The organism is Thalassobaculum sp., assembly GCF_040219615.1.
Taxonomy (GTDB): domain Bacteria; phylum Pseudomonadota; class Alphaproteobacteria; order Thalassobaculales; family Thalassobaculaceae; genus Thalassobaculum_A.
Genome location: NZ_JAVJSE010000007.1, coordinates 25,240 through 49,207, shown reverse-complemented (window position 1 = coordinate 49,207; position 23,968 = coordinate 25,240). Strand labels below are relative to the sequence as shown.

The following is a 23,968-nucleotide window of genomic DNA, read 5'->3' as shown; positions in this document are numbered from 1 at the left end:
AACGGATCTCCGCGAGGGCCAGCCTGAACACGCTTCGCCCGAACCATGACAGCGACCGGGATATGACGGCGGCCCCGTCCGGCCCGGCCCCGGCGACGGCGCGCCTCGACGACCCGGGCTTCGCCGAAGCGCTGATGGCGTGGATCGGCGAGTTCGCCGACGGCCTCGCCCGCAGCGAGGGTCAGCGCGACCTGCTGCGCCTCGCCCGGGCCGAGCTGGCGGCCAAGGAGCGCAGCAACCGCGAGGTCTTCGGATGCTCCCTGTTCGGCACCCTGCCGGCTGCGATCTTCGAGGCGGTGGCGCCGGGCCGGCCGGTGCCGATCGCCCTGCCGGCCGCCTCGTCGCTCTGCTTCCTGGCGCTCGACATCCTCGACGACCTGGCCGACGGCGACTGGCCGGCGCACTGGGGCAACCGCCGTCCGGCGGAGATGGAACTGACCGGGGTGCTTATCCTGTCGGTGCTGGTCCCCGAGGCGCTGGCGCGGACGACCGACGATCCGGCGCTCCTGGCCGCGCTCGGCTTCGTCCACCGGCAGTCGCTGCTGCGCATGGCCGACGGCCAGCGGGAGGACCTGGCGGCCGCCGACCCCGCCGACTGGGACGCCTCCTGGGACATGGCCACCGCCCGCCGGGTGCTGACCGCTCGCGGCCCTGACCAGGCGTGGGGGTATGCCGCGATGGCGGCCATGCTGGCCGGCGCCTCCCCGGAAGCCGCCCAGCACCTCGCCGGCTACGCCCACCACCTCACCGCAGCCGCCAGCCTGTGGAGCGATCTCGCCGAGCTGCTCGGCCCCGAAGGCCGCGACCTGAAGCAGGGCAAGCGCACGGTGCCGCTGGCCGCGCACGTCAGTGCCCTGGCAGCCCCGGAGCGGTCGGCGTTTCTCGTCCGCCTGGCGGCAGCACGGACATCGGAGGCCGAGCGCGAGGCACTTCGCCGGGAGCTCCGCGCCAGCCATGCGGTGGCCGCGGCAATGGCATACCGGAGCGTCGACCTGGCGATGGCACGGGCCGCCTTGGAGCGCGCCGGCCCATCGGATCCGGAACGCCTCTCCGGCTTCATCGAGGCTGTCGCCGCTGTCGGCTGAACCCAGGGGACGGCCGGGTCGGGTCAACCCCGCGTCAGGCTTCGGCTCCGACCCCGCCTTGCCCCGCGGTCTCCAGCAGCCAGTCGATGAAGGCGGCGACATGCGGGCGCTGGCGGCGCTCGGGCGGGCAGACGATGTGGTAGCCGTAGGCGGTCGGCAGTTCGAGCGCGAACGGCTTGGCCAGGTAGCCGGCCCCCAGCATGTCCATCGACAGCACGGTGGTGCCGAGCGCGACGCCCTGGCCGGCCACCGCCGCCTGGTAGGCGAACATGCTCATGGTGTAGTGGGTGCCGGACTCCGGGTCGACCCGGTCCAGCGCGCCGGCCGCCTCCAGCCAGTCGCGCCAGACCGGCCAGCCGACCCGGGGCCGGACCGCGTCGTGCAGCAGGGTGTGGTGCGCCAGGTCGGACGGCTCGACCAGCGGCTCGGCGCCGTCGAGCAGGTGCGGCGCGCAGACCGGGAAGTAGCACTCGCTGAACAGCCGGCACTCGAACATCCCGGGATAGCCGCCGGTGCCGTAGCGCACCGCCAGGTCGACGCCCTCGCGGGCGAAGTCGGTCTGCTGCGGGTTGGTGTCGATCTGCACCGTCACCTCCGGATTCCCGGCATGGAAGGCGTCGAGCCGCGGGATCAGCCAGGCCGAGATGAAACTGGGCACCGCCGAGACCCGCAGGATCGGCCGCCGGTCGGGCGAGCGCAGGCTGCGGTTGGCGTCGGCCAGCGCGTCGAACGCCCGGCGCAGATGGCCGAGCGCGCCGGTCGCCGTCTCGGTCGCCGCCACCCCGCTGCCGTGGCGGCGCAGCAGCGGCCGGCCGAGCTCGTCCTCCAGGGCCTTGATCTGGTGACGCACCGCGCTCGGCGTCACGTGCAGCTCCCCGGCGGCCCGGGTCAGGCTGCCGAGGCGGGCGGCCGCCTCGAAGGCCCGGAGCGCGTTCAGCGACGGCAGCCGCATGGCCCATCTCCCTGCGAAGGAAACCTCAATCCGATGCGCAAAAGAACTCGATGGCGCACCCCCTCGAATAGCACGAAATAGGGAGAAGATCAGAGGCACGGATGGCCGCCTTGTGCGGCGTTTCCTTCATCTCTGGTTTGAGATTTCCTCAATGGAGGCCGACATGCTGGTCGACACCCTTCCTTTCCGCCTGGCGTTCTGGCTCGGCCGCCCGGCGCGGCTCGACGCGATCCCGGCGATGCCCGACCGCGAACCGCCGGCGACCCCGACGCGGTCCGCCCCGTCGCTCCGCCCGGCCGCCGACCTGGAGACCCGCCTGATGCTGCGCGACCGGGGGTGGAACCCCTGACGCGGCGAGACCGGACCCGGGTGCGGATGCGCGACGGACCGGCCGGGCCGGCGGCGGCCACCTACCGGCCGGAGTCGGCCGCCTGGGGCTGTTCCGCCCAGACCCGCAGATCCTGGGCGACCCGCGTCATGACCGGTTCCCAGTCGTCGTCATCGTCCTGGCGATAGATCGCCGTCCCCGGGTACCAGAGCGAGGCGGTCCGGGTATGGCCCCAGCGCCAGTCGGGCCTGGTCGGCAGCAAGGTCCAGCAGGGTCTCGCCAGCGCGCCGGCGAAATGCACGGTGTTGTTGGCCGGACAGACCACCAGGTCCATCGCCGAGACCAGGGCCGCCAGGCCGTCGAGATCGACCAGCGGCTCGATCCCGTGGCGGTTGTCGACGGCGAGGCCGGCCTCGGTCTCGAACGCGGAGAGGTCTTCCGCCGTCGCCCCGTACTGCAGCGACACCAGGGCAATTCCCGGCACCGACGCGAGCTGGCGCCACAGGGCCGGCCGGATCGTCCGGCGCCCGCCGGTCTTCGCCGACATCGACCGCCAGGTGATCCCGACCAGCCGCTTTCCGGGATGCCGGGCCTGGAGCTCGGCGCGCAGACCGGCGGCCCGTCCGGCATCCGGCACGATCCAGGGTTCCGGGCGGGCCTCGCCGCCGCAGAACAGGTTCAGGCGGTGCGGCAGGTCGCCGAGGGCCAGATGCAGGTCGGCGCCGTGGTGATCCTCCGGCTCGCCGGCGGGCAGCGAGACGTCGGGCAAGGCGACATCCGGGAAACTGCGCCGCACCACCGGGCGCAGCCGCTCCTCGGTGAGGATCGTCAGCCTGACGCCCAGCCGGCGCAGATAGGGGACGAGCGTGAGGAACTGGACCTCGTCGCCGATGCCCTGCTCGCCCCACAGCAGCAGGTGGCGCCCGGCGAGGTCCTCGTCCGTCCACTCGGGAATCGCGAAGAACCGGCGGATCGACGCGTTCTCCGGTGTTTCCAGGCGGCGGGTATGCTCCTGCCACCCCTCCTGGAACCGTTCCATCGCCAGCAGCGCGAATGCCGTGTTGAGGCGCGCCAGCCCGTGGCGGTCGTTCACGCGCGTGGCATAGCCGCCATAGATCGCCGCCTTGTGCGAATCGCCGACCCGGCCGTGTTCGATGCCGATGTTGTACCAGGCGTCCGGGTCGTCGGGCTTGAGCGTCGCGCTGCGGCGGAGCCAGGTCAGGACGCGGGCCCGCTCGGGGTCCTTGGTCGCCAGGATCGCCAGCCGGTTGTAGGGCCGGGGCGAGGCCGGATCCAGCACCATCGCGCGCCGCGCCCACCGTCCGTCCTCGAGCAGGCCGGCAAGTTCGCAGTACCCGGCTTGGTCGACCGGCTCCATCAGCAGCCCGCGCTTGTAGGCCCGGATCGCGTCCGCCTCCCGCCTGAGCTTCAGCAGCGCCCGGGCGCGGTTCGTCCGGGCAGCCACGAGCCTCGGGTCGCCGCGGCTGGCGGCGGCGAACCGCTCCTCCGCGCCCGTCCAGTCGGCCCGGTTGAAGGCCAGCAGCCCCAGGTTGTTGAGGACATTGCCGCTGCCCGGCAGGACGCAGAGCGTGCGGCGGTACAGCCGCTCGGCACCGTCGGGCCATTTCAGATCGCGGAGCGCGTTGCCCAGATTGAACAGCGCGGTGGAGGCCGCGGGGCTGGCCACGAGCAACCGCCGGAACCGCAGCCCGGCGGCGTATCTGTCGCCCCTCTCCACCAGGTCGTTGCCGGCTTCGAGATTGGCGGCCGCGTCGAGCGGCGACAACGCCAGGCTGCGCCGCAGCAGCGCTGTTCGAGCCGAGCCGGCGGTCATGCGGGCGAGAGCCACGGCACAGTCGGCGCGTTCCGGCGCCAGAAGCATCGCCCGGCGGAAACCGGCGGCGGCGAGGTTCGACCGCCGCAGGTGCCGCGCGACCGTGCCGTAGTTGCTCCATGCCGCCGCATTGTGCGGACCTGTCCGCACGGCACGCGCGATGAGGTCCGCCGCCTCGGCCATGCGGCCCTCTTCGAAGCGCACCATTCCGAGCAGATTGAGCGCCTCGGCATAACAGGGGTCGCCGGGCGGCACCCGCCGGTACAGTCGGGCCGCATGGGCCCGGAAGCCGGCGCTTTGCCGGCGCCTTCCCTCTTCCAGCAGACGTATCGATTCCTGGCTCATGCGCGATGCTCGGATGCCGGATGCAAGGGGTCAACCACGATCGGCGCGTTGCCCCGCAGCTTTGATCCATTCCGTTTTCGTATAATTCAATTGGTATTTTAGGAAAAAAAGTGCTTGAAGGAGAATGCGACCGCTTGTCGGCCGAGAACGCCCGGCCTCTGTCGTTTACCGGATCTTAAGACCACAACCGTAAAGTTTGAGCTGCTCGAAGAATCCATAGCGATGGGCGAACCCACAAGCGATCGGGCGCGCCTTTAAGGATTGCTAAACATTTTATCGGTATTTTCGTGAAGACCCCCTGGCGGGTTGATTCGTTGCCGGACGCTCCGGTCCGGGTTTCCGCAGTCGCGGAGCCCGTGCAGGAACGCCCGCAAGCGGTCGAACGCTGTGGCCAAGCGCGGTGCACCGGGACTCTCGCCCGGCCCGCTGAGAGGAAGTGTCATGTCGAACGCAAGCCGGGATGAGCAGATGTTCTTCGCCGCGGATCACGCGCGGAAGATCCTGTTCGTCGATCCGAACGTAGACAGCGCATCAGTCCTGCTGGACGGGCTGCATCCCGGCTTCGAGGCGGTCCGGCTGCCCGAACATGGCGACCCGATCGCGGCGATCGCCCTGCACATGGCGGGGCGCCGCGACGTCTCGGCCCTGCACATCCTGTCGCACGGCGCGCCCGGCGAGCTGTCACTGTCCGGACAGCGGATCGACGCCGCCGCGCTGGCGGCGCGACCGGCGCTGACCGCGGCGATCCGCGACGCGCTGTCCGCCGATTCCGAGGTCGTGCTGTACGGCTGCTCGGTCGCGCAGGGACGCCAGGGAGCGGCCTTCGTCGGCGCCCTGGCGGCCCTGCTCGACCGGCCGGTCGCGGCATCCGCGCATCCGGTCGGCGCGCAGCGGCTCGGCGGCGGCTGGGACATCCCGGCGCGCGGCGCCTTCGCCTTCGACCCGGCGGCACGGGCCGCCTATCCGTCGACGCTGCTGAAGGCGACGTTCGGCATCGTCACCACGATCAACACCGTCAGCACCCTGACCTCGAACGAATCCGGCGTGACGATCGACGTCACGAAGAGCGACTCGACGCCGATGGCCGGCGTCAGTTCCGGCTTCCTCGATCCGGGGGTGAACAGCCAGACGGTCAGCTACACGCTGACATTCGGCACCGCGGTCAACGTCACCCAGATCCAGATCGCCGAGTTCACCAATCTGACCACCGGCAGCAACTACGTCTTCACCCCGAACACCGGGACCGCGGTCACGCTCGCCGACAACGACGGCACGCTCGCCGGCTCGGTCGCCACCCTCACCCCCACCGACTGGAATGGGATCACCTCCTTCACGGTATCCTACGCAGGGGCGACGAACTGGCGGGTCGGCCTCGACAATATCTCGTTCACGTCGGCCGTCACGACCGCCGCCGCCTCCAACGCCGGCGGGTTCAACACCACCAACGGCACCAACCTCACGCCGGGCCTGACCTTCGTCGGCAACGACGAAACCCTGACCATCGCCGACGCCAGCCACATCACCAGTACGTCGGTCGCGGACGGCGGCGCCGGCACCGACACCATCGTGCTGGCCACCGGCAGCGACCTGTCGACCACCGGCTTCACGCTGTCGAACTTCGAGACCGTGACCCTGGCGGCCGGCGCCAGCGTCACCATGACCGAGGCGCAGCACGACGCCTTCACGACCATCAACGGCAACACCGGCACCGAGCAGATCACGCTGGCCACCGCCAACGGCGACGGCAACGTCACCGGCGACGCCGACATCGAGACCTATGTGCTCGGCGTGACCGGCTTCACCTTCACCCTGGGTGCCGCCGCCCAGAACGTCACCGGATCGACCGGCAACGACACCATCAACGTCGGCACGCTGACGCCGACCGGGACCTTGAGCGGCGGGACCGGCACCGACGTCCTGTCGGTCGGCAATGGCGCCAACATATCCGGCGCCACGATCAGCGGCTTCGAGACCCTGTCGCTGGCGAGCGGCGCGTCGGTGACCATGACCGAGGCGCAGCACGACGCCTTCTCCTCGATCACCGGGGCCGGCACCGAGACCATCACGCTCTCCGCCGCCACCAACGGTTTCCAGACCGCCTCGGCGATCGAGAACTACGTCCTCGGCGTCGCCAACGCCTGCACCATTGCCGGCGGCGCCCAGAACATCACCGGCTCGACCGGCAACGACACCATCACCTTCCAGGGCCTGACCTATACCGGCACGCTGTCGGGCGCGGCCGGCACCGACACCATCCAGATGACCTCCGGGACGAACATCTCGGGCGCCACGGTGTCCGGGGTCGAGAACCTGACGCTGGCCGGCAACGCCTCGGTCACCATGACGACCGCCCAGCTCGAGGCCTTCACCGGGACCGTCACCGCGGCCGGCACCGAAACGGTGACCCTGACCACGACCGGCACGGTCACCAACGCCGGCCTGTCGGCGATCGAGACCGTCGCGACCGCCGCCGATACGTCGGCCCAGACCATCACCATGACCGCCGCCTTGGCCTCCGGGAAGACGCTGACCGCCGGCGACAGCAGCCTCGACCACTTCGTGATCACCGGCAGCGCCGCCGCCCAGACGATCAAGGGCAGCGGCGGCGCCGACACGGTCGACGGCGGCGACGGCGACGATGTGCTGTCCGGCGGTGCCGGCAACGACGTCCTCAGCGGCGCCGGCGGCGCCGACACGATTTCCGGTGGTGACGGGGCCGACGTCATCAACGGCGGCGACGGTTTCGACGTGCTGGTCGGCGGTGCCGGCAACGACACGTTCACCAGCTCCTCGGGCAACTTCAACGCCGACACGATTTCCGATTTCGCCGTCGGAGACTCGATCGTCGTGACCGGATCGGACCTCTCCTCCCTGAACGGCACCGCGGCGAGCGGGAGCATCGCGATCAGCGGCAACGTCGCGACCACCCTCACCGGCGTGACCGCGGCCAGCGGCACCTTCGCCGCCAGCTTCACCGGCGGCAACACGACGATCACCCTGGTCGCGCCGGTCGTGAACAGTGGCGGCGGCGGCGGCAGCAGCGACAGCGGGAGCAGCGACAGCGGGAGCACCTCGACCATCGTGGTGACGCCGGCCACGCCCGCGCTATCCACCAGCACCAGTTCGCAGACCATCACCAACACCGGCACCACCGCCGGCACCGCGGCGATCGTCGAGAACTCGGGCAACAACAGCAATGTCGTCACCGCCACCCTGCCGGTGTCGGTCAGCATCACGTCCGAAGGGCCGGCGACCGCGCAATCCGGCCAGAGCGCCACGGATTCCCTGGTCAACGCCGTGATCGCGCGGGGCTCGACGGCCCAGACCAGCCTGGTCTCCGGCGCGCAGACCTTCCTCACCAGGCTGGCAACCACCTCGACCCTGGACATCCGGACCCTGGTTCCGACAACGACCTCGACCGTCCTGAGCGATCCGATCATCATTTCCGGCACCGGTTCGTCGGGCCAGTCCGAGGCGTTCGTCATCGACGTGCGGTCGCTTCCCAGCGGCTCCACCCTGCAGCTCGACAACATCGAGTTCGCCTCGATCATCGGCAACGCCACGGTGAATGGCGGCGCCGGCGACAACTACGTGACCGGCGACGACCAGAGCCAGTTCATCTCGCTCGGGGTCGGCAACGACACGCTGTACGGCGGCTCCGGGGCAGACACCATCGGATCCGGCAGCGGGCTCGACGACCTGTACGGCGAAGACGGCGACGACATGGTCTTCGGCGGTACCGAGGCGGACAATGTCTTCGGCGGCGCCGATCAGGACCTGGTCTACGGCAATCAGGCCGCCGACGTGGTCTACGGCAACCAGGGCCTCGATACCCTGTACGGCGGGCAGGACAACGACGTGCTGTACGGCGGCCAGCATGAGGACGTGCTGTACGGCAACCTGGGCAACGACACCCTGTTCGGCAACCTGGGGTCCGACACGCTGTACGGCGGCCAGGGCGACGACGTGCTCTACGGCGGCCAGAACATCGACAACCACCTGATTGCCGACGCGGTCGAGGTGCTGTACGGCGGTATCGGCAACGACACCATCTACGGCGGTGAGGGCAACGACCTGATCGTCGGCGGCGACGGCAATGACCTGGTGGTCGTGCAGGCCGGCGGCGGGGCGGATACGGTATCCGACTTCGACGGAGCCTCCGGCGACCGGATCCAGATCGAAGCCAACGCCAACGGCACGTCGATCGACACCTTCGCCGAGCTGCAGGCGGCCGCCACGACCAACGCCAGCGGCAACGTCGAGATCGCTCTCGGCGGCGGCAACACGCTGACCCTCAACGGCGTAACCGCCAGCAACCTGCAGTCGGACTGGTTCGTCTTCGGATAGGCCGCTCGCGGACCGGAGCCTCGCGGATCGCGAGGGTCCGCCGTTCGCCCGTCAGCCCGCCTTGCCGGCCTGCCACTCGTCGAGGATGGCGCGGGCACCGCTCCTGGCCGGGTCCATGGCCGCGTCGTAGCCGGGCTCTCGGGTCGACAGCTCGATGACGTAGCCGTTGGGGTCGCGGAAATAGATCGAGCGGCAGAAGTCGTGGTCGCTGATGCCGCGGGTCTCGATGCCGAGCGCCTTGCCCTTCTCGTGCATCGCCAGCATGTCCTCCGCGCTGACCTCGAGCGCGATGTGGAGGTCGAAGTCGTGCTGGTCCTTGAACTCGAACGGCATGTCCGGGGCCTCGAAGAACGCCAGGCTGGAGCCGTCCTCCAGGGTGTAGAAGGTGTGCAGCACGTCGGCATCGCGGCCGGTCTTGGTGGTCCGGATGGCGATGCTGTGGGCCAGCGGCAGCCCCAGGAAATCCTCGTAGAACCGCCGGGTCTCCTCGGAGTCCCGGCATCGGTAGGCGTTGTGGTGCAGACGCTTGATCATCGGCTGGCGCTCCTCCCTGCCGCCGGGTCTTCCGGCGTTTCCAAGAACATGGGCCAGGGCGGACGCGGCGCCAACCCCGCGGCTCTGCGCGACCAGCCCTGGATCACGGCGTCAGCACCACCTTGCCGCCGCGTGCCTCGCGCTTGGCGTGGGCGAGCGCCCGGCCGACCTCGGCCAGCGGATAGGTCGCCTCGACCGGGATGTCGATGACCCCGTCCATCACGTAGCCGGCGAGGTCGCGGTACATCGCCGCGATCCGATCGTAGCCGAGCTTCGGCATGACCTTGGCCAGCCAGAACCCGACCAGCCGGATGTCCTTGAACACCACCTGGTCGGCCCGGAGCTGGCAGGGCTTGCCGGAGAGCAGGCCGTAATTGACGACGGTGCCGCCCTCGGCGAGGGCGTCGCCCAGGGTCTCGACGATCGGCCCGGCGACCGCGTCGATGGCGAGCCCGATGTCGGCGCCGCCGGTCGCCTCGCGGATGCGCACCGCCAGGTCCGGCCCGTCGACCAGCACAACGTCGCCGCCGGCGGCCCGGACCGGCTCGACGGCGCTGTCCCGGCGCACGATGCTGACGGTCCGGAGACCCCGCGCCCTGGCGATCGACACGAGGTTGAGGCCGACCGCCGAATTGCCGGCGTCCTGCAGCACCCAGTCGCCCGGTTGCAGCGGCACGTACTCGGTCAGCATCAGCAGGGCCGAGGCCGGGTTGGCCTTCAGCATGCCGGCCTGCAGCATGTCGATGCCGGCCGGCAGCTTCACCACCTCCTGCGGCTTCAGGAGCTGTTCCGAGCACCAGTTGTTGCGGGCGAGCGACAGCACCTTGTCGCCGACCGCGAGGCCGTCGACACCGGCGCCGACGGCGCCGACCGTCCCCGCGCCTTCGATGCCGAGCCGGCACGGGGTCTGGGGGACCACGGCGTAGTTGCCCTCGATCATCAGGATGTCGGCCGGGTTGATGCCGGCCGCCTCGATCCGCACGACGATCTCGCCGGTCCCCGGCGGCGGCAGCGCCGGCCCCTCGACGCAGCGGACGACGCTCTCCGCCGGTCCGATCCTGGTCAGTTCAGCATGGGTCATCGAGCGTCCTCCAAGTCAATCCGCCGGGCCATCGGCGCCCGGCACGTATCCCTTCGCGGCAACCCAGATTGCCCGAGCGCGCATGCGAATGCTACGAGTGCGCCGGGCATTCCCAGGCAGGCGAGGCTTCCGATGGCGATCACCTTCTACGACCTGTGCGGCCGCGACGCGAAGCGCTTCAGCCCCTATGGCTGGCGCACCCGCATGGCGCTGGCGCACAAGGGGCTGTCCTACGACCTGGAACTCGTGAAGTTCACCGAGAAGCACAAGCTGGAATTCTCCGGCCAGAAGCTGGTGCCGGTGATCGTGGACGGCGACCGGGTCGTGAACGACAGCTGGGCGATCACCGAGTATCTGGAGGACAGCTATCCGGACCGGCCGTCGCTGTTCGGCGGCCCGGCCGGGCGCGGCATGGCCAAGGCGATCAACGCCTTCGTCAACACCACGATCCAGCCGCTGCTCGGCCCGCTGATCATCGCCGATATCCTGGAGCACGTGGACCCGGCCGACCGCGAGTATTTCGACAGCTCCCGCCAGCAACGCTTCGGCCGGCCGCTCGCCGAGGTCCAGGCCGACCGCGACCAGAAGGTCGACGGCTTCCGCAAGGCGCTGGAGCCGTACCGTGTCGTGGTCGGCGGCCAGGACTTCGTCGGCGGTGCCGCGCCGAGCTATGCCGACTACGTGCTGTTCGGCACCCTGCAGTGGGCGCGCTGCACCAGTCCCTACGGGGTGGTCGCCCAGGACGATCCGATCCATGCTTGGTTCGAACGCGTGCTCGACCTGCACGCCGGCCTCGCCCGCGGCGAGCCCGCCGCCTGACCCTCACCGACGGGAGCCTCCTGAGATGACCGTGACCATGCCGCCGCCGCGGCTCCCCGCCCTCGACCCGGCCAGGCTGACACCCGAGCAGAAGGTGATCCACGACGCCATCGCCAGCGGCCCGCGCGGCAAGGTCCAGGGCCCGCTGGCGGTCTGGCTGAACAGCCCGGGCCTCGCCGACAACGCCCAGCGCCTGGGCGCGTTCTGCCGGTTCGGCACCTCCCTGGAGCCGCGGCTTTCGGAGCTCGCCATCCTGGTCACCGGCCGGGTGTGGACCGCCCAGTTCGAGTGGGCCGTGCACAAGCCGATCGCCCTGAAGGCCGGCCTGTCGGAGGCGGTGGTCGAGGCGATCCGGACGCGCCGGACGCCGCCGTTCGAGAAGGCCGACGAGCGGGTGGTGCACGACTTCGCCCGAGCCCTGCACGTCGACCGCAAGGTGCCGCAGGAGCTGTACGACGAGGCGGTCTCGGTGCTGGGCACGACCGCGGTCGTCGACCTGGTCGGGATCCTCGGCTACTACACGCTGATCTCGATGACCATCAACGCGTTCAACGTGCCGCTGGAAGGCGATTTCGTCGCCGAGCTGGAGTAGCCCGGCGCGGCGGCGCGCGGCGTCACAAAACTGTCACGGCACCGTAATTCTATCGTCGCACGCTTCGACAATGCTCGAAGCATGGACGCACCGACCGCCGCCACCGTCTTCGCCGCCCTGTCGCAGCCGACCCGGCTGGAGGCGTTCCGCCTGCTGGTCGACGCCGGCCCCCGGGGACTTGCCGCGGGCGCGGTCGCCGAGCGTCTCGGGGTGGTGGCCTCGACCCTGTCGCACCATCTCAGCCTGCTCGAGCGCGCCGGGCTGGTGCGGACCCGGCGGGAGGGGCGGTTCGTCTATTACGCCGCCGACCCCACGGGGACGCGCCGGCTCCTGGATTTCGTGACGACGACGTGCCAGGCCGTGCCCGGCCCGGTCGCGGTCCCGCCGCTCGGCGTTGCCCGGGCACGATAGGCCGCCCGTATCGCAGTGATCGGCGGCGTTAACTTTGCCTTCACGGCAGTTGCGCTATATTCGACCCACTATGACGAACGTCGTTGTACCCGAGACCCCTGCTCGCCCCGTGCGCCGGCTCTGCGGTCCGGCGCGCGGGGCACTTCTCGCCCTCGGCTTCGTCTGCACTGCGGTCGGGATCGCCGGCGTCATCCTGCCCGGCCTGCCCGGCACCGTGTTCCTGCTGATTGCCGCCTGGGCGTTCTCGCGATCGTCGGAGCGCTTTCACCTCTGGCTCTACGAGCATCCCCGCTTCGGCCGCACGATCCGCGACTGGCATGCCCACCGGGTGATCCCGGTGCGCGCCAAGGTCGCGGCGCTGTCGATGATGGCCGCCACCGCGGTCGGCCTCGTGCTGATGTCGCAGGGCGACTGGCGGCTGCCGGCAATCTCGGGCGGTGTCATGGCATTGGTCGCGCTGTGGATCGTCACCCGACCGAGCCGGGTCGCCGACGTCGCCTGAGCCCGGTTCAGCCCCTCCGTGCCGCAGCACTCGTCGCGCTGGCGGCCGTCGTCGGCATCGGCTAGGTTCCGCCGAATCCCGGAGGAGCCGATGTTCGCCAAGACCGCCGCGTTTCCGCTGTTCGCCACGCCGGTCTGGGGCTTCGACCTGCCGGAAGATCAGGCGGGCCCGATCAACGCCGGCCTGCTCGACCTGCTGGAGCGCTGGTTCACCCCGCGGCCGGCCCTGAAGCCGGGCGAGACCTGGCAGACCACCCACGACCTGCACGAGCGCGCCGAGTTCGCGCCGCTGCTGCCGTTCGTCCAGGGTGCGGTCGACAGCGTCCTGGAAGCCCTGGCCCTGCGCGAGCGCACCTGGCTGATCACCGGCTGCTGGGCGAACATCAATCCGGCCGGCGGCTTCCATCCGCCGCACATCCACCCGAACAACCTGGTGTCCGGCGTCTACTATCTGCAGACGCCGCCGAACGCCGATTCGATCGTGTTCCACGACCCGCGCCCGCAGGCGCAGCTGCTGCAGCCGGCCACGACCCGGGCGGTGCCCGAGACGCAGGCCGAGATCCAGGTCGAGGCCAAGCCGGGCCGGATGGTCCTGTTCCCCTCCTGGCTGCGCCACAGCGTGCGGCCGAACTACGGCAACCAGGAACGGGTCAGCATCAGCTTCAACGTGATGCTCGACGACTACGCCACCCGGTGCTCGGCGCCGGTGTGGAAGGGCTTCCGGGAAGACGGAACCCGTGCGTGACGGGCGAACGCTGACGATGGGAAACCGCTGATGGCCCGTTCACCCAGGCGTCGCCGGTCGGGCCGCCCGACCCCGATGCGCAAAGGCCACGTCCAGGCCAATGCCGACCCGATCGAGCTGACGATCGACCTGGTCGGCGGGCGCGGCGACGGCGTCGGCCACGCCGAGGTGAAGCTCGGCTGGGAAACCCAGCGGCGCTCGGTGTTCGTGCCCTATACCCTGCCGGGCGAGCGGGTCCGCGCCCGGCCCGAGGCCGACCGCGGCGAGGGCGTGTTCGCCAGTCCGATGGAACTGCTGGAGGTCTCGCCGGACCGGGTCGAGCCGCCCTGCCCGCACTTCATGACCTGCGGCGGCTGCGCCCTGCAGCACTGGGCCGACGATCCCTACGCGGCCTGGAAGGCCGAGCAGGTGCGCGGCCACCTGCGCCGGGTCGGCCTCGGCGAGGTCGAGGTCGCCGGGACGGTCCGGGCCCAGCCCGGTACCCGGCGCCGCGCCGACCTGTCGGCCCGCCGCCTCACGACCGGCACCGTCATGGGGTTCCACGAGCGCCAGGGCAACCGGATCGTCGACGTCGCCGAGTGCCCGGTGCTCGAGCCGGCCCTGCAGGCGGTACTGCCTGCCTTCCGTTCGGCCCTCGAGCAGCGGCTGCCCGGGGCGGCTTCGGCAGACCTGCTTCTGGCCCTGCTGGATACCGGCGTCGATGCCCTGCTGGTGCTGCCGGACCACCCCGACCTGGCGGCCCGCGAAGCCTGGGCGGCGCTGGCCGAGAGCCTGGACCTCGCACGCCTGTCGGTGCGTCGCGCCGGCGAGGGGCACGACCGCACGGAGCCGCTGGCCGCCCGACGCGCCGCGACCGTCCGGTTCGGCGGGATCGACGTCACCCCGCCGGCCGGCGGCTTCCTGCAGGCCACGCGCTCCGGCGAGGCGGCGATCCGCGACGCCGTGGCGGCGGCGGCCGAGGGAGCGGGCCGGCGGATCGACCTGTTCTCCGGCCTCGGCACCCTGGCGCTGCCGCTGGCCGCCGGCGGCCCGGTGGTCGCAGCCGACGGCGACGCCCGTGCGATCGCCGCCCTGCGCGCCGCCGCCGACGCCGCCGGGATCGGCGACCGGCTGGCGACCGAGGTCCGGGACCTGTTCGCCCGTCCGTTCGAGGGCGCCGAGCTGGTCGGCGTCGAGCTGGCGGTATTCGACCCGCCGCGCGCCGGCGCCAAGGCCCAGGCCGAGGCCCTGGCGGCGTCGACGGTCCCGACCGTGGTGGCGGTCTCCTGCAATCCGGCGACCTTCGCCCGCGACGCCCGGATACTGATCGACGGCGGCTATCGCCTCGATCGGGTGCTGCCGATTGATCAATTCCTGTGGTCGCCCCACATCGAACTTGTTGCCGTGCTGCGGCGCTAGCTTTCGATAGTCCAGGAGACCACGATGGCCGCTACCCGGACCGAGACGGACAGCCTCGGCGCGGTCGAGGTGCCGGCCGACCGCTACTGGGGGGCGCAGACCCAGCGGTCGCTCGATAACTTCCCGATCGGCGGCGAGCGCATGCCGGCCGCCCTGATCCACGCCTTCGCCCTGCAGAAGCAGGCGGCGGCCCGGGCCAACCGCCGGCTCGGCGCGTTGGAACCCGGGATCGCCGACGCCATCGAGACCGCCGCCGCGGCGATCGCGGCCGGCGAGCTGGACGACGAGTTCCCCTTGGTGGTCTGGCAGACCGGCTCGGGCACCCAGACCAACATGAACCTCAACGAGGTGATCGCCAACCGCGCCAACGAGGCGCTCGGCAGCGAGCGCGGCGGCAAGTCGCCGGTCCATCCGAACGACCACGTCAACCGCAGCCAGTCGTCCAACGACAGCTTCCCGACCGCCATGCACGTGGCGGCGATCCGCGAGATCCACGGCCGGCTGATGCCGGGCCTCGGCCGCCTGCACGCCGCCCTCGCCGGCAAGGCCGAGGCGTTCGCCGACATCGTGAAGATCGGCCGCACCCATCTGCAGGACGCCACCCCGCTGCGCCTGGGCGACGCGGTCGGGGCCTGGGCCCACCAGGTCGCGATGGGCATCGAGCGCGTCGAGGCGACCCTGCCGCGGCTCTACCGGGTGGCACAGGGCGGCACCGCGGTCGGCACCGGCGTGAACGCCCCCGAGGGCTTCGCGACCGCGTTCGCCGAGGAGCTTGCCGCCCTGACCGGCCTGCCGTTCGTCACCGCCCCGAACAAGTTCGAGGCGCTGGCGGCGCATGACGCGGTGGTCGAGGCGTCCGGCGCGCTCAACACCGTCGCGGTCTCGCTGATGAAGATTGCCAACGACGTCCGCCTGCTCGGCTCCGGCCCGCGCTGCGGGCTCGGCGAACTGATTCTGCCGGCGAACGAGCCGGGGTCGTCGATCATGCCCGGGAAAGTGAACCCGACGCAGGCTGAGGCGTTGACCCAGGTGTGTGCCCGGGTCATGGGCAACCACGCCACGGTCACCGTCGCCGGAGCCAGCGGCCACATGGAACTGAACGTCTTCAAGCCGGTCATGATCGACGCACTGCTGCAATCGGCGCGACTGCTCGGCGACGCCGCCGCCAGCTTCGCCGAGCGCTGCATCGAGGGCCTGGAGGCCGACCGCGACCGCATCGCCGACCTGCTCGGCCGCAGCCTGATGCTGGTGACCGCGCTGGCCCCCCATATCGGCTACGACGCGGCCGCGAAGATCGCCAAGACGGCGCATGCCGACGGCAGCACGCTGCGCGAGGCGGCCTTGCGGCTCGGCCTGGTCGGCGCCGACGACTTCGACCGCTGGGTGCGACCCGAGGCGATGCTGGGCCCGGAGTCGGCGTTGGGCCCCGAGCGATGATGGATCCCGCCGCCCCCCGCAAGCGGTCGGTGACGCTGGCCGGTCATGCCACCAGCATCTCGATGGAGGACGCGTTCTGGCTGCGGCTCGGCCAGTTCGCGGCCGAACGCGGCCTGTCGGTGAATGCCCTGGTGGCCGAGATCGACCGCGACCGCACCACCAACCTGTCGAGCGCGGTCCGCGTCTGGGTTCTCGAGGAGTGCGCGCGACGGGCGCGGCTCGATCCGGCCGGAACTACTTGAGCAGCCCTTTCAGCAGGCCCTTCACCGCTTCCTCCGGCTTGATCTGCTGCGGCTCCGCCGGGGACGGCGCGTCGGGTGCGGCCGGCGCCGGGGCCTGACCGCCACCCTGGATACCGTTGAGCAGATCCTGCACCTTGCCGTTCTTGTCGAACTGCCGCAGCACCCCGCGCTCGACGAGGCGCTGGATCACATAAGCCTGCATCTCCTCGATCTCGAAGATCCGCCGCGGGTTGTCGAGCGGCCCGACCAGCCGCACCCCGACCGGCGGCGCGTTCGGGTGCTCGGACAGGCGGAACGACGTCTTCACGTCCATCTGCTGTGGCGGCAGGTCGACCACCGCGGTGGCCGTGCCGGCCGCCGCCTCCGCCTGCAGCTTGATGTCGTTGGAGCGCAGCACGCCCTTGGTCACGGTGTAGGTGCCGGTCAGCGACGAGAAGCTGGTCTGTCCGCCGGACAGCGACTTCTGCACCAGCTGCACGAAGTCGGGCGCCCGGTCGAGCACCTTGAGCTGGTCCGAGAAGGCCTTCAGGTCGAACCCCTTCACCACCCCGTCGCGGACGCTGAACGACCCGGTGCCGGCCAGCGCCGAGACCAGCTCGGCCTCCGATGTGCCCTGGGTCTTCAGGTCAGTGTCGTAGGTCAGGATGCCGCTCACCGTGTCGGTGTTGGCGGCCGACTGCGCCGCCTTGCGGACGTCGGCATCGCGCACCTTGACCACCACCGCGGCGGTCGGCGTCGGCCGGTCCGCCACCCGCCCGGTCATGTCGAATGTGCCGCCGAACATGCCGCCGGCCAGCTTCGAGAGGTCGAGCACGCCGTCCTGCAGGACCGCCACGAGCTGCGCGTGGTCGACCACGTAGGAGCCGTAGACGATCGACTCGATGCTGGCCCTGAGGTCGGCGTCCACGGCCGACAGGGCCGAGGTGTCGATCCGCTCGCGCGACCATTCGCGCGCCGGGGCGGCCGGGCCGGCCGGAACCGGTGCCGCCGGGGCAGCGCCCTGGGGCTTCGGCGCCGACGGCGGCAGCCAGGGATCGACCGCCACGGTGTTGGCGGCGAGCGCCAGGGTGACCTTCGGCCGCGCGCCGCGCGAGTCGACGGAACCCTCGCCGGTCGCCCTGATCGCTCCCATCCCGAGCTCGGTCTCGAACAGCTGCAGGTTGTCGACCGGGCCCTTGAACCGGGTCCGCACCTTGGCGCCGCCCAGATCCCTGCCGGCCGGACGGTATTTCGGCGAGAAGGTCCGGATCAGCTTGACGGCGTCGGGGTGCGAGAAGTCCACCGCCATGTCGACGTCCGGCACGGCGGCGAAGGGAGCTGCGTTGCCGACCAGCGCCAGGCTGCCGCCGGCGAGGCTTACGTCCAGCTTGTTGGCGTAGCGGCCGTCGTCGCGGGTACGGATGGTTCCCCGACCGTCCAGCGGGCCGAGCGGACCGACGCCGTCCAGCGCACCCGGGGCCAGCACCGCCGCCAGCTTGTTGGCGTCCGGATGCGACAACGTCAGGGCCAGGTCCAGGACCGGCGGCGAGACCAGCGGCTTGGCCGTGCCCTTGACGGCAAAGCTGCCGCCGGCGGCCGCCAGCTTCACGTCGACCTTCACATCCTGCATGTCGCCGGTGGCGGTGCCCTTCAGCGACACCTGGCCGAGTTGCTTGGCGGGGATCGGCGACTCGGTCGAGAGCAGCTTGGCGAACCGGTCGACATTGACCACCGTCACGTCGAACTTCAGGTCGACCGAGGGCTTGCCGGCGGCGTCCTTCAGCACGCCGGCGACGGTCGCCCTGGCGCCGCCGAGGTCGGCGACGCCGACGTCGCGCAGGGTCAGGGTGCCGTTCTGCAGCAGCGCGTCGATGCGGGCGTCGCGCACCGGGAAGCCGAGGGCGGTGGCCTCGCCGATCTTGATGTTCACGTTGGCGTCGACCGCATTGAGCGCCGCCAGCGGGTTCTTGGCGTCTCCCTGGGCCGGCTTTGCCGTCGCATCGCCCTGCGTTGCGCCGGCCTGCTGTGTGTCGCCCTGGGCCGGCTGGCCGCCCGCGGCCGCCGGCAGATAGGCGTCGACGTCGATACGATCGACCTCGAGGCTCAGCCCGAAGGCCGGGCGCTCGCGGATCACCAGGGTCAGGCCGCCCTTGGCCTTGGTGGTGTCGAGCTCCATGGTCCAGTCGGTGACCTCGACCTTGCGCGGCGTCGCGTTCACCGCGGCCCGGATCGACGCCTTGCGCAACCGGTCGGCGGCCACGCCGGCGGTGTCCACCCCGGCCCATTCCAGGGTGCCCCGCAGGTTGTCGGACACCAGCTCGAGCCGGCCGACGAACTGCGGATCGCCGCCCGTGGTGGTCGCCGTTCCGGTCACCGTCATCTCGGTGCCGCCCGGCAGTTGCGCGGTCGCCAGCCGGAGACTGGCGGCACCGTCGACCAGGTCGGCGGCCAGCCGGACCTTGCGGATCGAGGCGCCCTTGTACTGCACGGCGTCGACCGCAAGGTCGATCGACCCGCCGATGCCGGTCGGCAGCGCTAAGCCGGCGGTCCCGCCGCCGGCGGGGGCATCCCCGGCAGGGGCGCCGCCCGCCGGGGCCGCCGCATCGGCGGCCGGCTTCGGCATCAGGGCGTCGAGGTCCAGGCGGTTCCCGCTGAGCTTGGCGTCGACCGTCAGGCCGTCGGCGAGAGCGACCGCGACAGTGCCCTGCAGGCGCGACTCGCCGAGCACGACCGCCAGATCGGCCAGTTCGACCGCCTCCGGCGAGCCCGACAGCTTGGTCGTCAGGGCCAGCTTCTGGCCGCTGCCGACCGCCGGGGCCGGCTCGCCCAGCGCGCCGGTCAGCCGCTCGATCGCCTTGCCGAGATCGGGGGCATCGATCGCGGCCTCGCCCTTGAAGGCCGGGCCGGCCGACTGGTCGATGCTGCCGGTGACGGTCGCCGTCAGCGCCTTCTCGGCAGCCGCCAGCACGATGCGGACCTGGCTCGGACGCTGGGCGTCGAGCTGCCCGACCGACGCCTCGAAGGTCATCGGCAGGCCCTGGTAGCTGAGCGCCCCCCCGACCTCGAAGGGGCCCTTCAGGCCGTTCGCCGAAACCGTGGCGTTCAGCGCCTCGATGCGGTGCTCGGTCCCGGCCGCGGCGTCGCGATAGACCAGCGTACCGTCCTCGATGGACGCCGAGTCCAGGGCCACCGCCGGGGTTCCCCCGCCGCCGGGCGTGCCGCCCTGGCCGCCGCCGCTGTCGGCCGGTGCGCCCGAGCCCGGGAACTCCCAGTTGGCGCGGCCGTCGGCCAGGCGCTCCAGCACGATGGTCGGCTTGATCAGGGTGACGGAGGTGACGTGGACGTTTCCGGTCAGCAGCGGCATCAGCGCGACGTGGACCCGGAGGGAGTCCAGGCTGACCATGTCCGGAACGGCGCCGCCCTCGATGTTCGCGAAGGTCACGTTCTCGACCGACAGCGACGGCGACGGCAGCACGCTGAGCGCGATGTCGCCCTTGAGCTGCAGATCACGCCCGGTCGCCTCGCGGGCGGCCGCCTGGATCTCCGGCTTGTAGCCGTTCCAGTCGATCAGGCTGGGCACCACCAGCACGGCGGCGACCAGGACGACGATCAGGACGGCAAGACCGATCAGCAGCTTACGCAACGCGAACCTCCGATACCCGGACTCATCCGAAAGACACCCAGAACTGCGACACAATTCCGGCGGTTATACGGCGAACCGCGCCACCCGGCATGCATTTCCGGCCACGGCCGGCTTCGATGCCTGCGACCGACGGGAAGCTTAGCGCAAGCTCGGAGGATGCGGCACACCTCGTCGCATGCGGGGCGGGGCAGGCGCCGTCTGGCATGGCCGGGTCTCTGCGGATGAAGTGGTCTGTCAGGTTGTGGTCCACCGGCCGATTGTGCTTCATGCACCAAGATCGAGTTCGTCAGGTGGGGGACCACATGCTTCGACTGCCGGCCCTGGCTGCGGCCATCGCACTCTCCACCGCCGGCGCGAATGCCGCCACGCCCGAGCGTGAGAAGCAGCTCCTCGATATCGCGGCGTCCTGCGCCGCGTTCTATCAGGCGGGGTTCGACCGCCTGGACCTCACGGTGGAGCCCAACGAGGCCAGGCGCCAGGCCTTCATCGATGTCGTCGACGCGCTCAGCGCGCGGCAACTGCCGGCCGGGGCGCGCGAGGCATGGTTCATGGAACATGTCGTGGGCCGCACCGCGATCGTGGTGAACATCATCGACCTGAAGCCGGACGAGGCGATCCCGAAGGTCCGCCAGAACCTCGGGGCCTGCGACAAGCTGCTACCGGAGATGAACGCCGCAGCCGGCCTCGAGTGACAGGCGCTTGGAAGCGATTTTAGCCGCCCTGCCGGCCGGCATCGATCCCTGGACGGCCGGCGGCCTGCTGGCGGTCAGCTTCCTGGCCTCGCTGGTGACCGCCGCCATGGGGCTGGGCGGCGGCCTGCTGATGCTGGCGGTCCTGGCCGGCGCGCTGCCGCCGGCAGCACTGATCCCCGTGCACGGAGTCGTCCAGCTCGGCTCCAATCTCGGGCGGACGGTGCTGTTCCGCCGGAGCACCCGGTACGGCATCCTTCTGTGGTTCGCGCTCGGCGCGGCCGTCGGCGTCAGCATCGGAGCCGGGGTCGCCGTCAACCTGCCGCGTCCCGTGCTGCTGGTCGTGGTCGCCGCCTTCATCCTGATCTCGACCTGGGCGCCCAGGCTTGGCAGCCGGCCGGTGCCCGAACGCGGCTTCCTCGCGGTCGGGGCCGCCACCGCCTTCATCTCCATGTTCGTCGGCGCCACCGGCCCGTTCCTGGCCCCGTTCCTGTCGCCCGAGCGGCTCGGCGACCGGCAGGCCACGATCGGTACCATGGCGGCCTGCATGAGCCTCAAGCACGGCCTGAAGGTCGCCGCCTTCGCCGCCACCGGCTTCGTCTTCCTGCCCTGGCTGCCGTTCGCGGCGGCGATGATCGCAACCGGCTTCCTCGGCAGCCTGGCCGGCCGTGCGGTCGTGGTCCGGCTGCCGGAGCGGTGGTTCAGGCTCGTCTTCCGGCTGCTGCTGAGCGCGCTGGCGCTGCGGATCCTCTGGCAGGCCCTGGCGCCGTCCTGAACTTGCCCGGGCCGCACGGCCGGGCGACCAGCACGGCGTCGCCGACTGCGCGAGGGCCGGGCGCATCCCGGACCGGGCCGTCGCCTGCGCCTTCGCCGACGGCCGCCTGAGGCCCGCGGAGCTGGGCGGCAATGCCGGTACGGCGGCGATCGGCACCGCCGTGATGGAGGCGATCGGGTCCGGCCGCGCCGAACGCGCCGCCGCCTCCGGGTGATGCGAAACGACCGGACGGACTATGACCTGGAACTTCGGTATAATGCCTTGAGTCGGCTGGACAGTCGACGCGTCCAACATGCCCGGTCAAACTCGCGCATCGATGACATTGGCATATCAGGCAGACATATCGACCAGCCAGCTTCCGGTGCCGGCAACGGCCCCGGCGGGCGGGCGTGAGCGCCGCGTCCACCACCGGCGCGAGGCGACTCGTGTGTGGGCCCAGGTCGACGGCGGCTGGTACCGGGTGCACGATCTCTCGCTCGGCGGCCTCATGCTCGATCATCCGGTGGACGGACCGGAAGTGGGCGGCGTCATCGAAGGCGAGGTCCACAGCCGTGCCACCGCCCGGCTCTACAAGACCAGCTTCCGGGCCACGGTGGTGCGCCATGACAGGCACGACAACCGCATCGGCGTTGCCTTCGAGCCGATGGAGCCCGAGCAGATCGACGGGCTGCTGGCGATCCTGTCGTCGGTGGAGCGCGCCTATGTGACGTCGCGCGAGGCCGATCAGCGCCGGGCCGACCTGCGGCGGCTGCTGCGCCGTCTGGCGATTGCCGCGGCCGCCGGCGCCGTGCTGGTCGCCATCGGCTATTCCGTCTGGTTCTTGAGGTAACCGATGCTGCCTGCCGTCCAGAGCTTCCTCGCCGGGTTTCCGAACCTGCTGCTGCACCTCGCGGTGACGCTCGGCCTGCTGGCCGGGGCGGCGGCGCTGTACACCCGGATCACCCCGCATGACGAAATCGGCCTGATCCGGCACGGCAACGTGGCGGCCGCGATCTCCTATTCCGGGGCGGTGCTCGGGCTGGCGATCCCGCTGGCGTTCTGCATGGCGGCCAGCGTCAGCGTCTGGGACATCCTGATCTGGGGCGTCGTCACCCTGCTGCTGCAACTGCTCGCGCTGCGCGTGATCGAGGCGGTGATGCAGGGCATGTCGCACCGGATCGAGGCGGGCGAGATCGGCCCGGCGATCCTGCTGTTCTCGGTCAAGCTGTCGGTCGCCGCGATCAACGCCGCCGCCGTCACCGGATGACGACGTGCGCTTCGGCAACGATACCCTCGGCCTGGTAGTCGCCGTCCTGGCGCTGCTGATCGGAGCGCTGACGTCCGGCTCGTTCAGCGACCGCCCGGACGAACCCGACCCACGCGCCTCGGTGCGGCGCCCGGCGCCGGTCACCCCGCCGGCCGGCAGGCCGCTGCCCGAGGCGTCGTCCCGCGATCCCGAGATCCGGATCGAGCTGGGCCCGAAGCGCGACAGTTCCGGCACCGCCTTCGCGATCGGCCGGGGGCTCTGGATGACCGCGCGCCATGTCGCCGACGGCTGCGCCAAGGTCGGGATCGTCACCGGCCCGCGCCGGGCGGTTCGCGGCAGCGAGGTCGTGGTCCACCAGAACGCCGACCTGGCACTGTTCCGGGCACCGGTGCGGGCGGCGCCGGTGGCGGTGGCGGTGGCCGATGACGACCTGCGGATCGGCCAGCCCGGTTACCATTTCGGGTTTCCCGGCGGCGAGCCGGGGGCCCTGCGGTCGTCGCTGCTCGGCCGCGGCGTGCTGCGCGAGTCCGGGCGGTACAGCACCCGCGAGCCGGTGCTGGCCTGGGCCGAGGTCAGGCGCGTGCCCGACCGGGACGAGCCGCTGTCCGGGATCAGCGGCGGCCCGGTGTTCGACTCGGCCGGCCGCCTGGTCGGCGTGCACGTCGCCGGATCGGTGCGCCGCGGCCGGTCGTTCACCACCGCCCCGCGCTCGATGCGCGAGCTGTGGGCGCGGACCGGCGTGACACCGGCAGCCGACGGACCGGTGCCGGCGCTGAACGACGACGACTTCGTCGCGGCCGGCGAGCGCTTGCGCAAGGACCTGGTCGTCGCCAAGGCGATCTGCGTGACCGGGTGAAGGCCTGCGGCGGCCAGCGAAACTCGCGCTTGCCCTGGGCGCGACTTGCGCATAGCGTGCGCGCCATGAACCCGTCGATCCGCCGCACCAGCCTGCGACGCCGTCCCTCCTAGGGGCGGGCACCGACGC

General features: G+C 71.2%; 21 protein-coding genes. 16 read left to right on the top strand and 5 right to left on the bottom strand.

Annotated elements, in window-relative coordinates; translation table 11 throughout:
- The first annotated feature begins 62 nt into the window (after positions 1-62).
- Positions 63-1,085, top strand: coding sequence for a polyprenyl synthetase family protein (locus RIC31_RS02430; protein WP_350102526.1), 1,023 nt, complete (start codon positions 63-65; stop codon positions 1,083-1,085).
- A 34-nt stretch (positions 1,086-1,119) separates the two neighbouring features.
- On the opposite strand, the gene gcvA is transcribed toward RIC31_RS02430, so the two are convergent.
- Positions 1,120-2,037, bottom strand: a complete 918-nt coding sequence (gene gcvA / locus RIC31_RS02425) for a transcriptional regulator GcvA (RefSeq protein ID WP_350102524.1) — start codon at positions 2,035-2,037, stop codon at positions 1,120-1,122.
- 163 nt (positions 2,038-2,200) lie between these two features.
- Here gcvA and RIC31_RS02420 point away from each other — a divergent pair, with 163 nt between their 5' ends.
- Positions 2,201-2,386, top strand: a complete 186-nt coding sequence (locus RIC31_RS02420) for a hypothetical protein (protein WP_350102521.1) — start codon at positions 2,201-2,203, stop codon at positions 2,384-2,386.
- Positions 2,387-2,447: 61 nt separating this feature from the next.
- On the opposite strand, the gene RIC31_RS02415 is transcribed toward RIC31_RS02420, so the two are convergent.
- Complete coding sequence (locus RIC31_RS02415; RefSeq protein ID WP_350102518.1) at positions 2,448-4,544, bottom strand: tetratricopeptide repeat protein; 2,097 nt, start codon at positions 4,542-4,544, stop codon at positions 2,448-2,450.
- Between the two features lie 468 nt (positions 4,545-5,012).
- Between RIC31_RS02415 and RIC31_RS02410 the strand changes: the two genes are divergently transcribed.
- Complete coding sequence (locus tag RIC31_RS02410) at positions 5,013-8,891, top strand: DUF4347 domain-containing protein (RefSeq protein ID WP_350102514.1); 3,879 nt, start codon at positions 5,013-5,015, stop codon at positions 8,889-8,891.
- A gap of 51 nt (positions 8,892-8,942) precedes the next feature.
- Here RIC31_RS02410 and RIC31_RS02405 read toward each other — a convergent pair whose 3' ends face one another.
- Both RIC31_RS02405 and RIC31_RS02400 read right to left on the bottom strand, forming a co-directional pair.
- Complete coding sequence (locus RIC31_RS02405; RefSeq protein ID WP_350102510.1) at positions 8,943-9,425, bottom strand: VOC family protein; 483 nt, start codon at positions 9,423-9,425, stop codon at positions 8,943-8,945.
- A 103-nt stretch (positions 9,426-9,528) separates the two neighbouring features.
- A complete protein-coding gene (locus RIC31_RS02400; RefSeq protein WP_350102506.1) occupies positions 9,529-10,506 on the bottom strand; it encodes a zinc-dependent alcohol dehydrogenase family protein in 978 nt (325 codons plus the stop codon).
- Positions 10,507-10,638: 132 nt separating this feature from the next.
- Here RIC31_RS02400 and RIC31_RS02395 point away from each other — a divergent pair, with 132 nt between their 5' ends.
- The 8 genes from RIC31_RS02395 (at position 10,639) to RIC31_RS02360 (ending at position 16,651) form a co-directional block, all read left to right on the top strand.
- Positions 10,639-11,325: a glutathione S-transferase family protein gene (locus RIC31_RS02395; RefSeq protein WP_350102502.1), complete on the top strand. Its 687-nt coding sequence runs from the start codon at positions 10,639-10,641 to the stop codon at positions 11,323-11,325.
- Positions 11,326-11,350: 25 nt separating this feature from the next.
- On the top strand, positions 11,351-11,917 hold the full coding sequence (locus tag RIC31_RS02390) for a carboxymuconolactone decarboxylase family protein (RefSeq protein ID WP_350102499.1): 567 nt from the start codon (positions 11,351-11,353) through the stop codon (positions 11,915-11,917).
- 81 nt (positions 11,918-11,998) lie between these two features.
- On the top strand, positions 11,999-12,328 hold the full coding sequence (locus RIC31_RS02385) for an ArsR/SmtB family transcription factor (protein ID WP_350102497.1): 330 nt from the start codon (positions 11,999-12,001) through the stop codon (positions 12,326-12,328).
- Between the two features lie 109 nt (positions 12,329-12,437).
- Entirely contained in the window at positions 12,438-12,830 is a 393-nt protein-coding gene (locus RIC31_RS02380; RefSeq protein WP_350102491.1) for a YbaN family protein, read from the top strand.
- 90 nt (positions 12,831-12,920) lie between these two features.
- Complete coding sequence (locus RIC31_RS02375; RefSeq protein ID WP_350102488.1) at positions 12,921-13,574, top strand: 2OG-Fe(II) oxygenase family protein; 654 nt, start codon at positions 12,921-12,923, stop codon at positions 13,572-13,574.
- Positions 13,575-13,604: 30 nt separating this feature from the next.
- Positions 13,605-14,972 carry a class I SAM-dependent RNA methyltransferase gene (locus tag RIC31_RS02370; RefSeq protein WP_350102485.1) on the top strand — a complete coding sequence of 456 codons (1,368 nt, stop codon included), beginning with the start codon at positions 13,605-13,607 and terminating at the stop codon, positions 14,970-14,972.
- 24 nt (positions 14,973-14,996) lie between these two features.
- Entirely contained in the window at positions 14,997-16,409 is a 1,413-nt protein-coding gene (fumC, locus tag RIC31_RS02365) for a class II fumarate hydratase (RefSeq protein ID WP_350102483.1), read from the top strand.
- Entirely contained in the window at positions 16,409-16,651 is a 243-nt protein-coding gene (locus RIC31_RS02360) for a ribbon-helix-helix domain-containing protein (RefSeq protein ID WP_350102479.1), read from the top strand. Before fumC ends, RIC31_RS02360 begins: the two co-directional genes overlap by 1 nt.
- Here the strand turns inward: RIC31_RS02360 and RIC31_RS02355 are convergent.
- Positions 16,644-20,273: an AsmA family protein gene (locus tag RIC31_RS02355; RefSeq protein ID WP_350102476.1), complete on the bottom strand. Its 3,630-nt coding sequence runs from the start codon at positions 20,271-20,273 to the stop codon at positions 16,644-16,646. The two genes, RIC31_RS02360 and RIC31_RS02355, sit on opposite strands and share 8 nt — an antisense overlap.
- Positions 20,274-20,575: 302 nt before the next feature.
- On the opposite strand from RIC31_RS02355, the gene RIC31_RS02350 reads away from it, so the two are divergent.
- From RIC31_RS02350 to RIC31_RS02330, 5 genes are all read left to right on the top strand, one after another.
- Positions 20,576-20,965 carry a hypothetical protein gene (locus RIC31_RS02350; RefSeq protein ID WP_350102473.1) on the top strand — a complete coding sequence of 130 codons (390 nt, stop codon included), beginning with the start codon at positions 20,576-20,578 and terminating at the stop codon, positions 20,963-20,965.
- Positions 20,966-20,972: 7 nt separating this feature from the next.
- Positions 20,973-21,737, top strand: coding sequence for a sulfite exporter TauE/SafE family protein (locus RIC31_RS02345; protein ID WP_350102470.1), 765 nt, complete (start codon positions 20,973-20,975; stop codon positions 21,735-21,737).
- Positions 21,738-22,029: 292 nt separating this feature from the next.
- A complete protein-coding gene (locus RIC31_RS02340; RefSeq protein WP_350102466.1) occupies positions 22,030-22,566 on the top strand; it encodes a PilZ domain-containing protein in 537 nt (178 codons plus the stop codon).
- Positions 22,567-22,569: 3 nt separating this feature from the next.
- Complete coding sequence (locus tag RIC31_RS02335; protein WP_350102463.1) at positions 22,570-22,983, top strand: DUF350 domain-containing protein; 414 nt, start codon at positions 22,570-22,572, stop codon at positions 22,981-22,983.
- A 4-nt stretch (positions 22,984-22,987) separates the two neighbouring features.
- Positions 22,988-23,839 carry a S1 family peptidase gene (locus RIC31_RS02330; RefSeq protein WP_350102461.1) on the top strand — a complete coding sequence of 284 codons (852 nt, stop codon included), beginning with the start codon at positions 22,988-22,990 and terminating at the stop codon, positions 23,837-23,839.
- Positions 23,840-23,968: the final 129 nt, after the last annotated feature.

Bases quoted from the DNA above. Each gene is read 5' to 3' on its own strand.
- RIC31_RS02360 (WP_350102479.1), top strand. From the start codon at position 16,409: ATGGATCCCGCCGCCCCCCGCAAGCGGTCGGTGACGCTGGCCGGTCAT.
- RIC31_RS02370 (WP_350102485.1), top strand. From the start codon at position 13,605: ATGGCCCGTTCACCCAGGCGTCGCCGGTCGGGCCGCCCGACCCCGATG.
- fumC (WP_350102483.1), top strand. From the start codon at position 14,997: ATGGCCGCTACCCGGACCGAGACGGACAGCCTCGGCGCGGTCGAGGTG.
- RIC31_RS02410 (WP_350102514.1), top strand. From the start codon at position 5,013: ATGTTCTTCGCCGCGGATCACGCGCGGAAGATCCTGTTCGTCGATCCG.
- RIC31_RS02375 (WP_350102488.1), top strand. From the start codon at position 12,921: ATGTTCGCCAAGACCGCCGCGTTTCCGCTGTTCGCCACGCCGGTCTGG.
- RIC31_RS02390 (WP_350102499.1), top strand. From the start codon at position 11,351: ATGACCGTGACCATGCCGCCGCCGCGGCTCCCCGCCCTCGACCCGGCC.
- RIC31_RS02420 (WP_350102521.1), top strand. From the start codon at position 2,201: ATGCTGGTCGACACCCTTCCTTTCCGCCTGGCGTTCTGGCTCGGCCGC.
- gcvA (WP_350102524.1), bottom strand. From the start codon at position 2,037: ATGCGGCTGCCGTCGCTGAACGCGCTCCGGGCCTTCGAGGCGGCCGCC.
- RIC31_RS02405 (WP_350102510.1), bottom strand. From the start codon at position 9,425: ATGATCAAGCGTCTGCACCACAACGCCTACCGATGCCGGGACTCCGAG.
- RIC31_RS02415 (WP_350102518.1), bottom strand. From the start codon at position 4,544: ATGAGCCAGGAATCGATACGTCTGCTGGAAGAGGGAAGGCGCCGGCAA.
- RIC31_RS02350 (WP_350102473.1), top strand. From the start codon at position 20,576: ATGCTTCGACTGCCGGCCCTGGCTGCGGCCATCGCACTCTCCACCGCC.
- RIC31_RS02430 (WP_350102526.1), top strand. From the start codon at position 63: ATGACGGCGGCCCCGTCCGGCCCGGCCCCGGCGACGGCGCGCCTCGAC.
- RIC31_RS02335 (WP_350102463.1), top strand. From the start codon at position 22,570: ATGCTGCCTGCCGTCCAGAGCTTCCTCGCCGGGTTTCCGAACCTGCTG.
- RIC31_RS02395 (WP_350102502.1), top strand. From the start codon at position 10,639: ATGGCGATCACCTTCTACGACCTGTGCGGCCGCGACGCGAAGCGCTTC.
- RIC31_RS02400 (WP_350102506.1), bottom strand. From the start codon at position 10,506: ATGACCCATGCTGAACTGACCAGGATCGGACCGGCGGAGAGCGTCGTC.
- RIC31_RS02385 (WP_350102497.1), top strand. From the start codon at position 11,999: ATGGACGCACCGACCGCCGCCACCGTCTTCGCCGCCCTGTCGCAGCCG.
- RIC31_RS02340 (WP_350102466.1), top strand. From the start codon at position 22,030: ATGCCCGGTCAAACTCGCGCATCGATGACATTGGCATATCAGGCAGAC.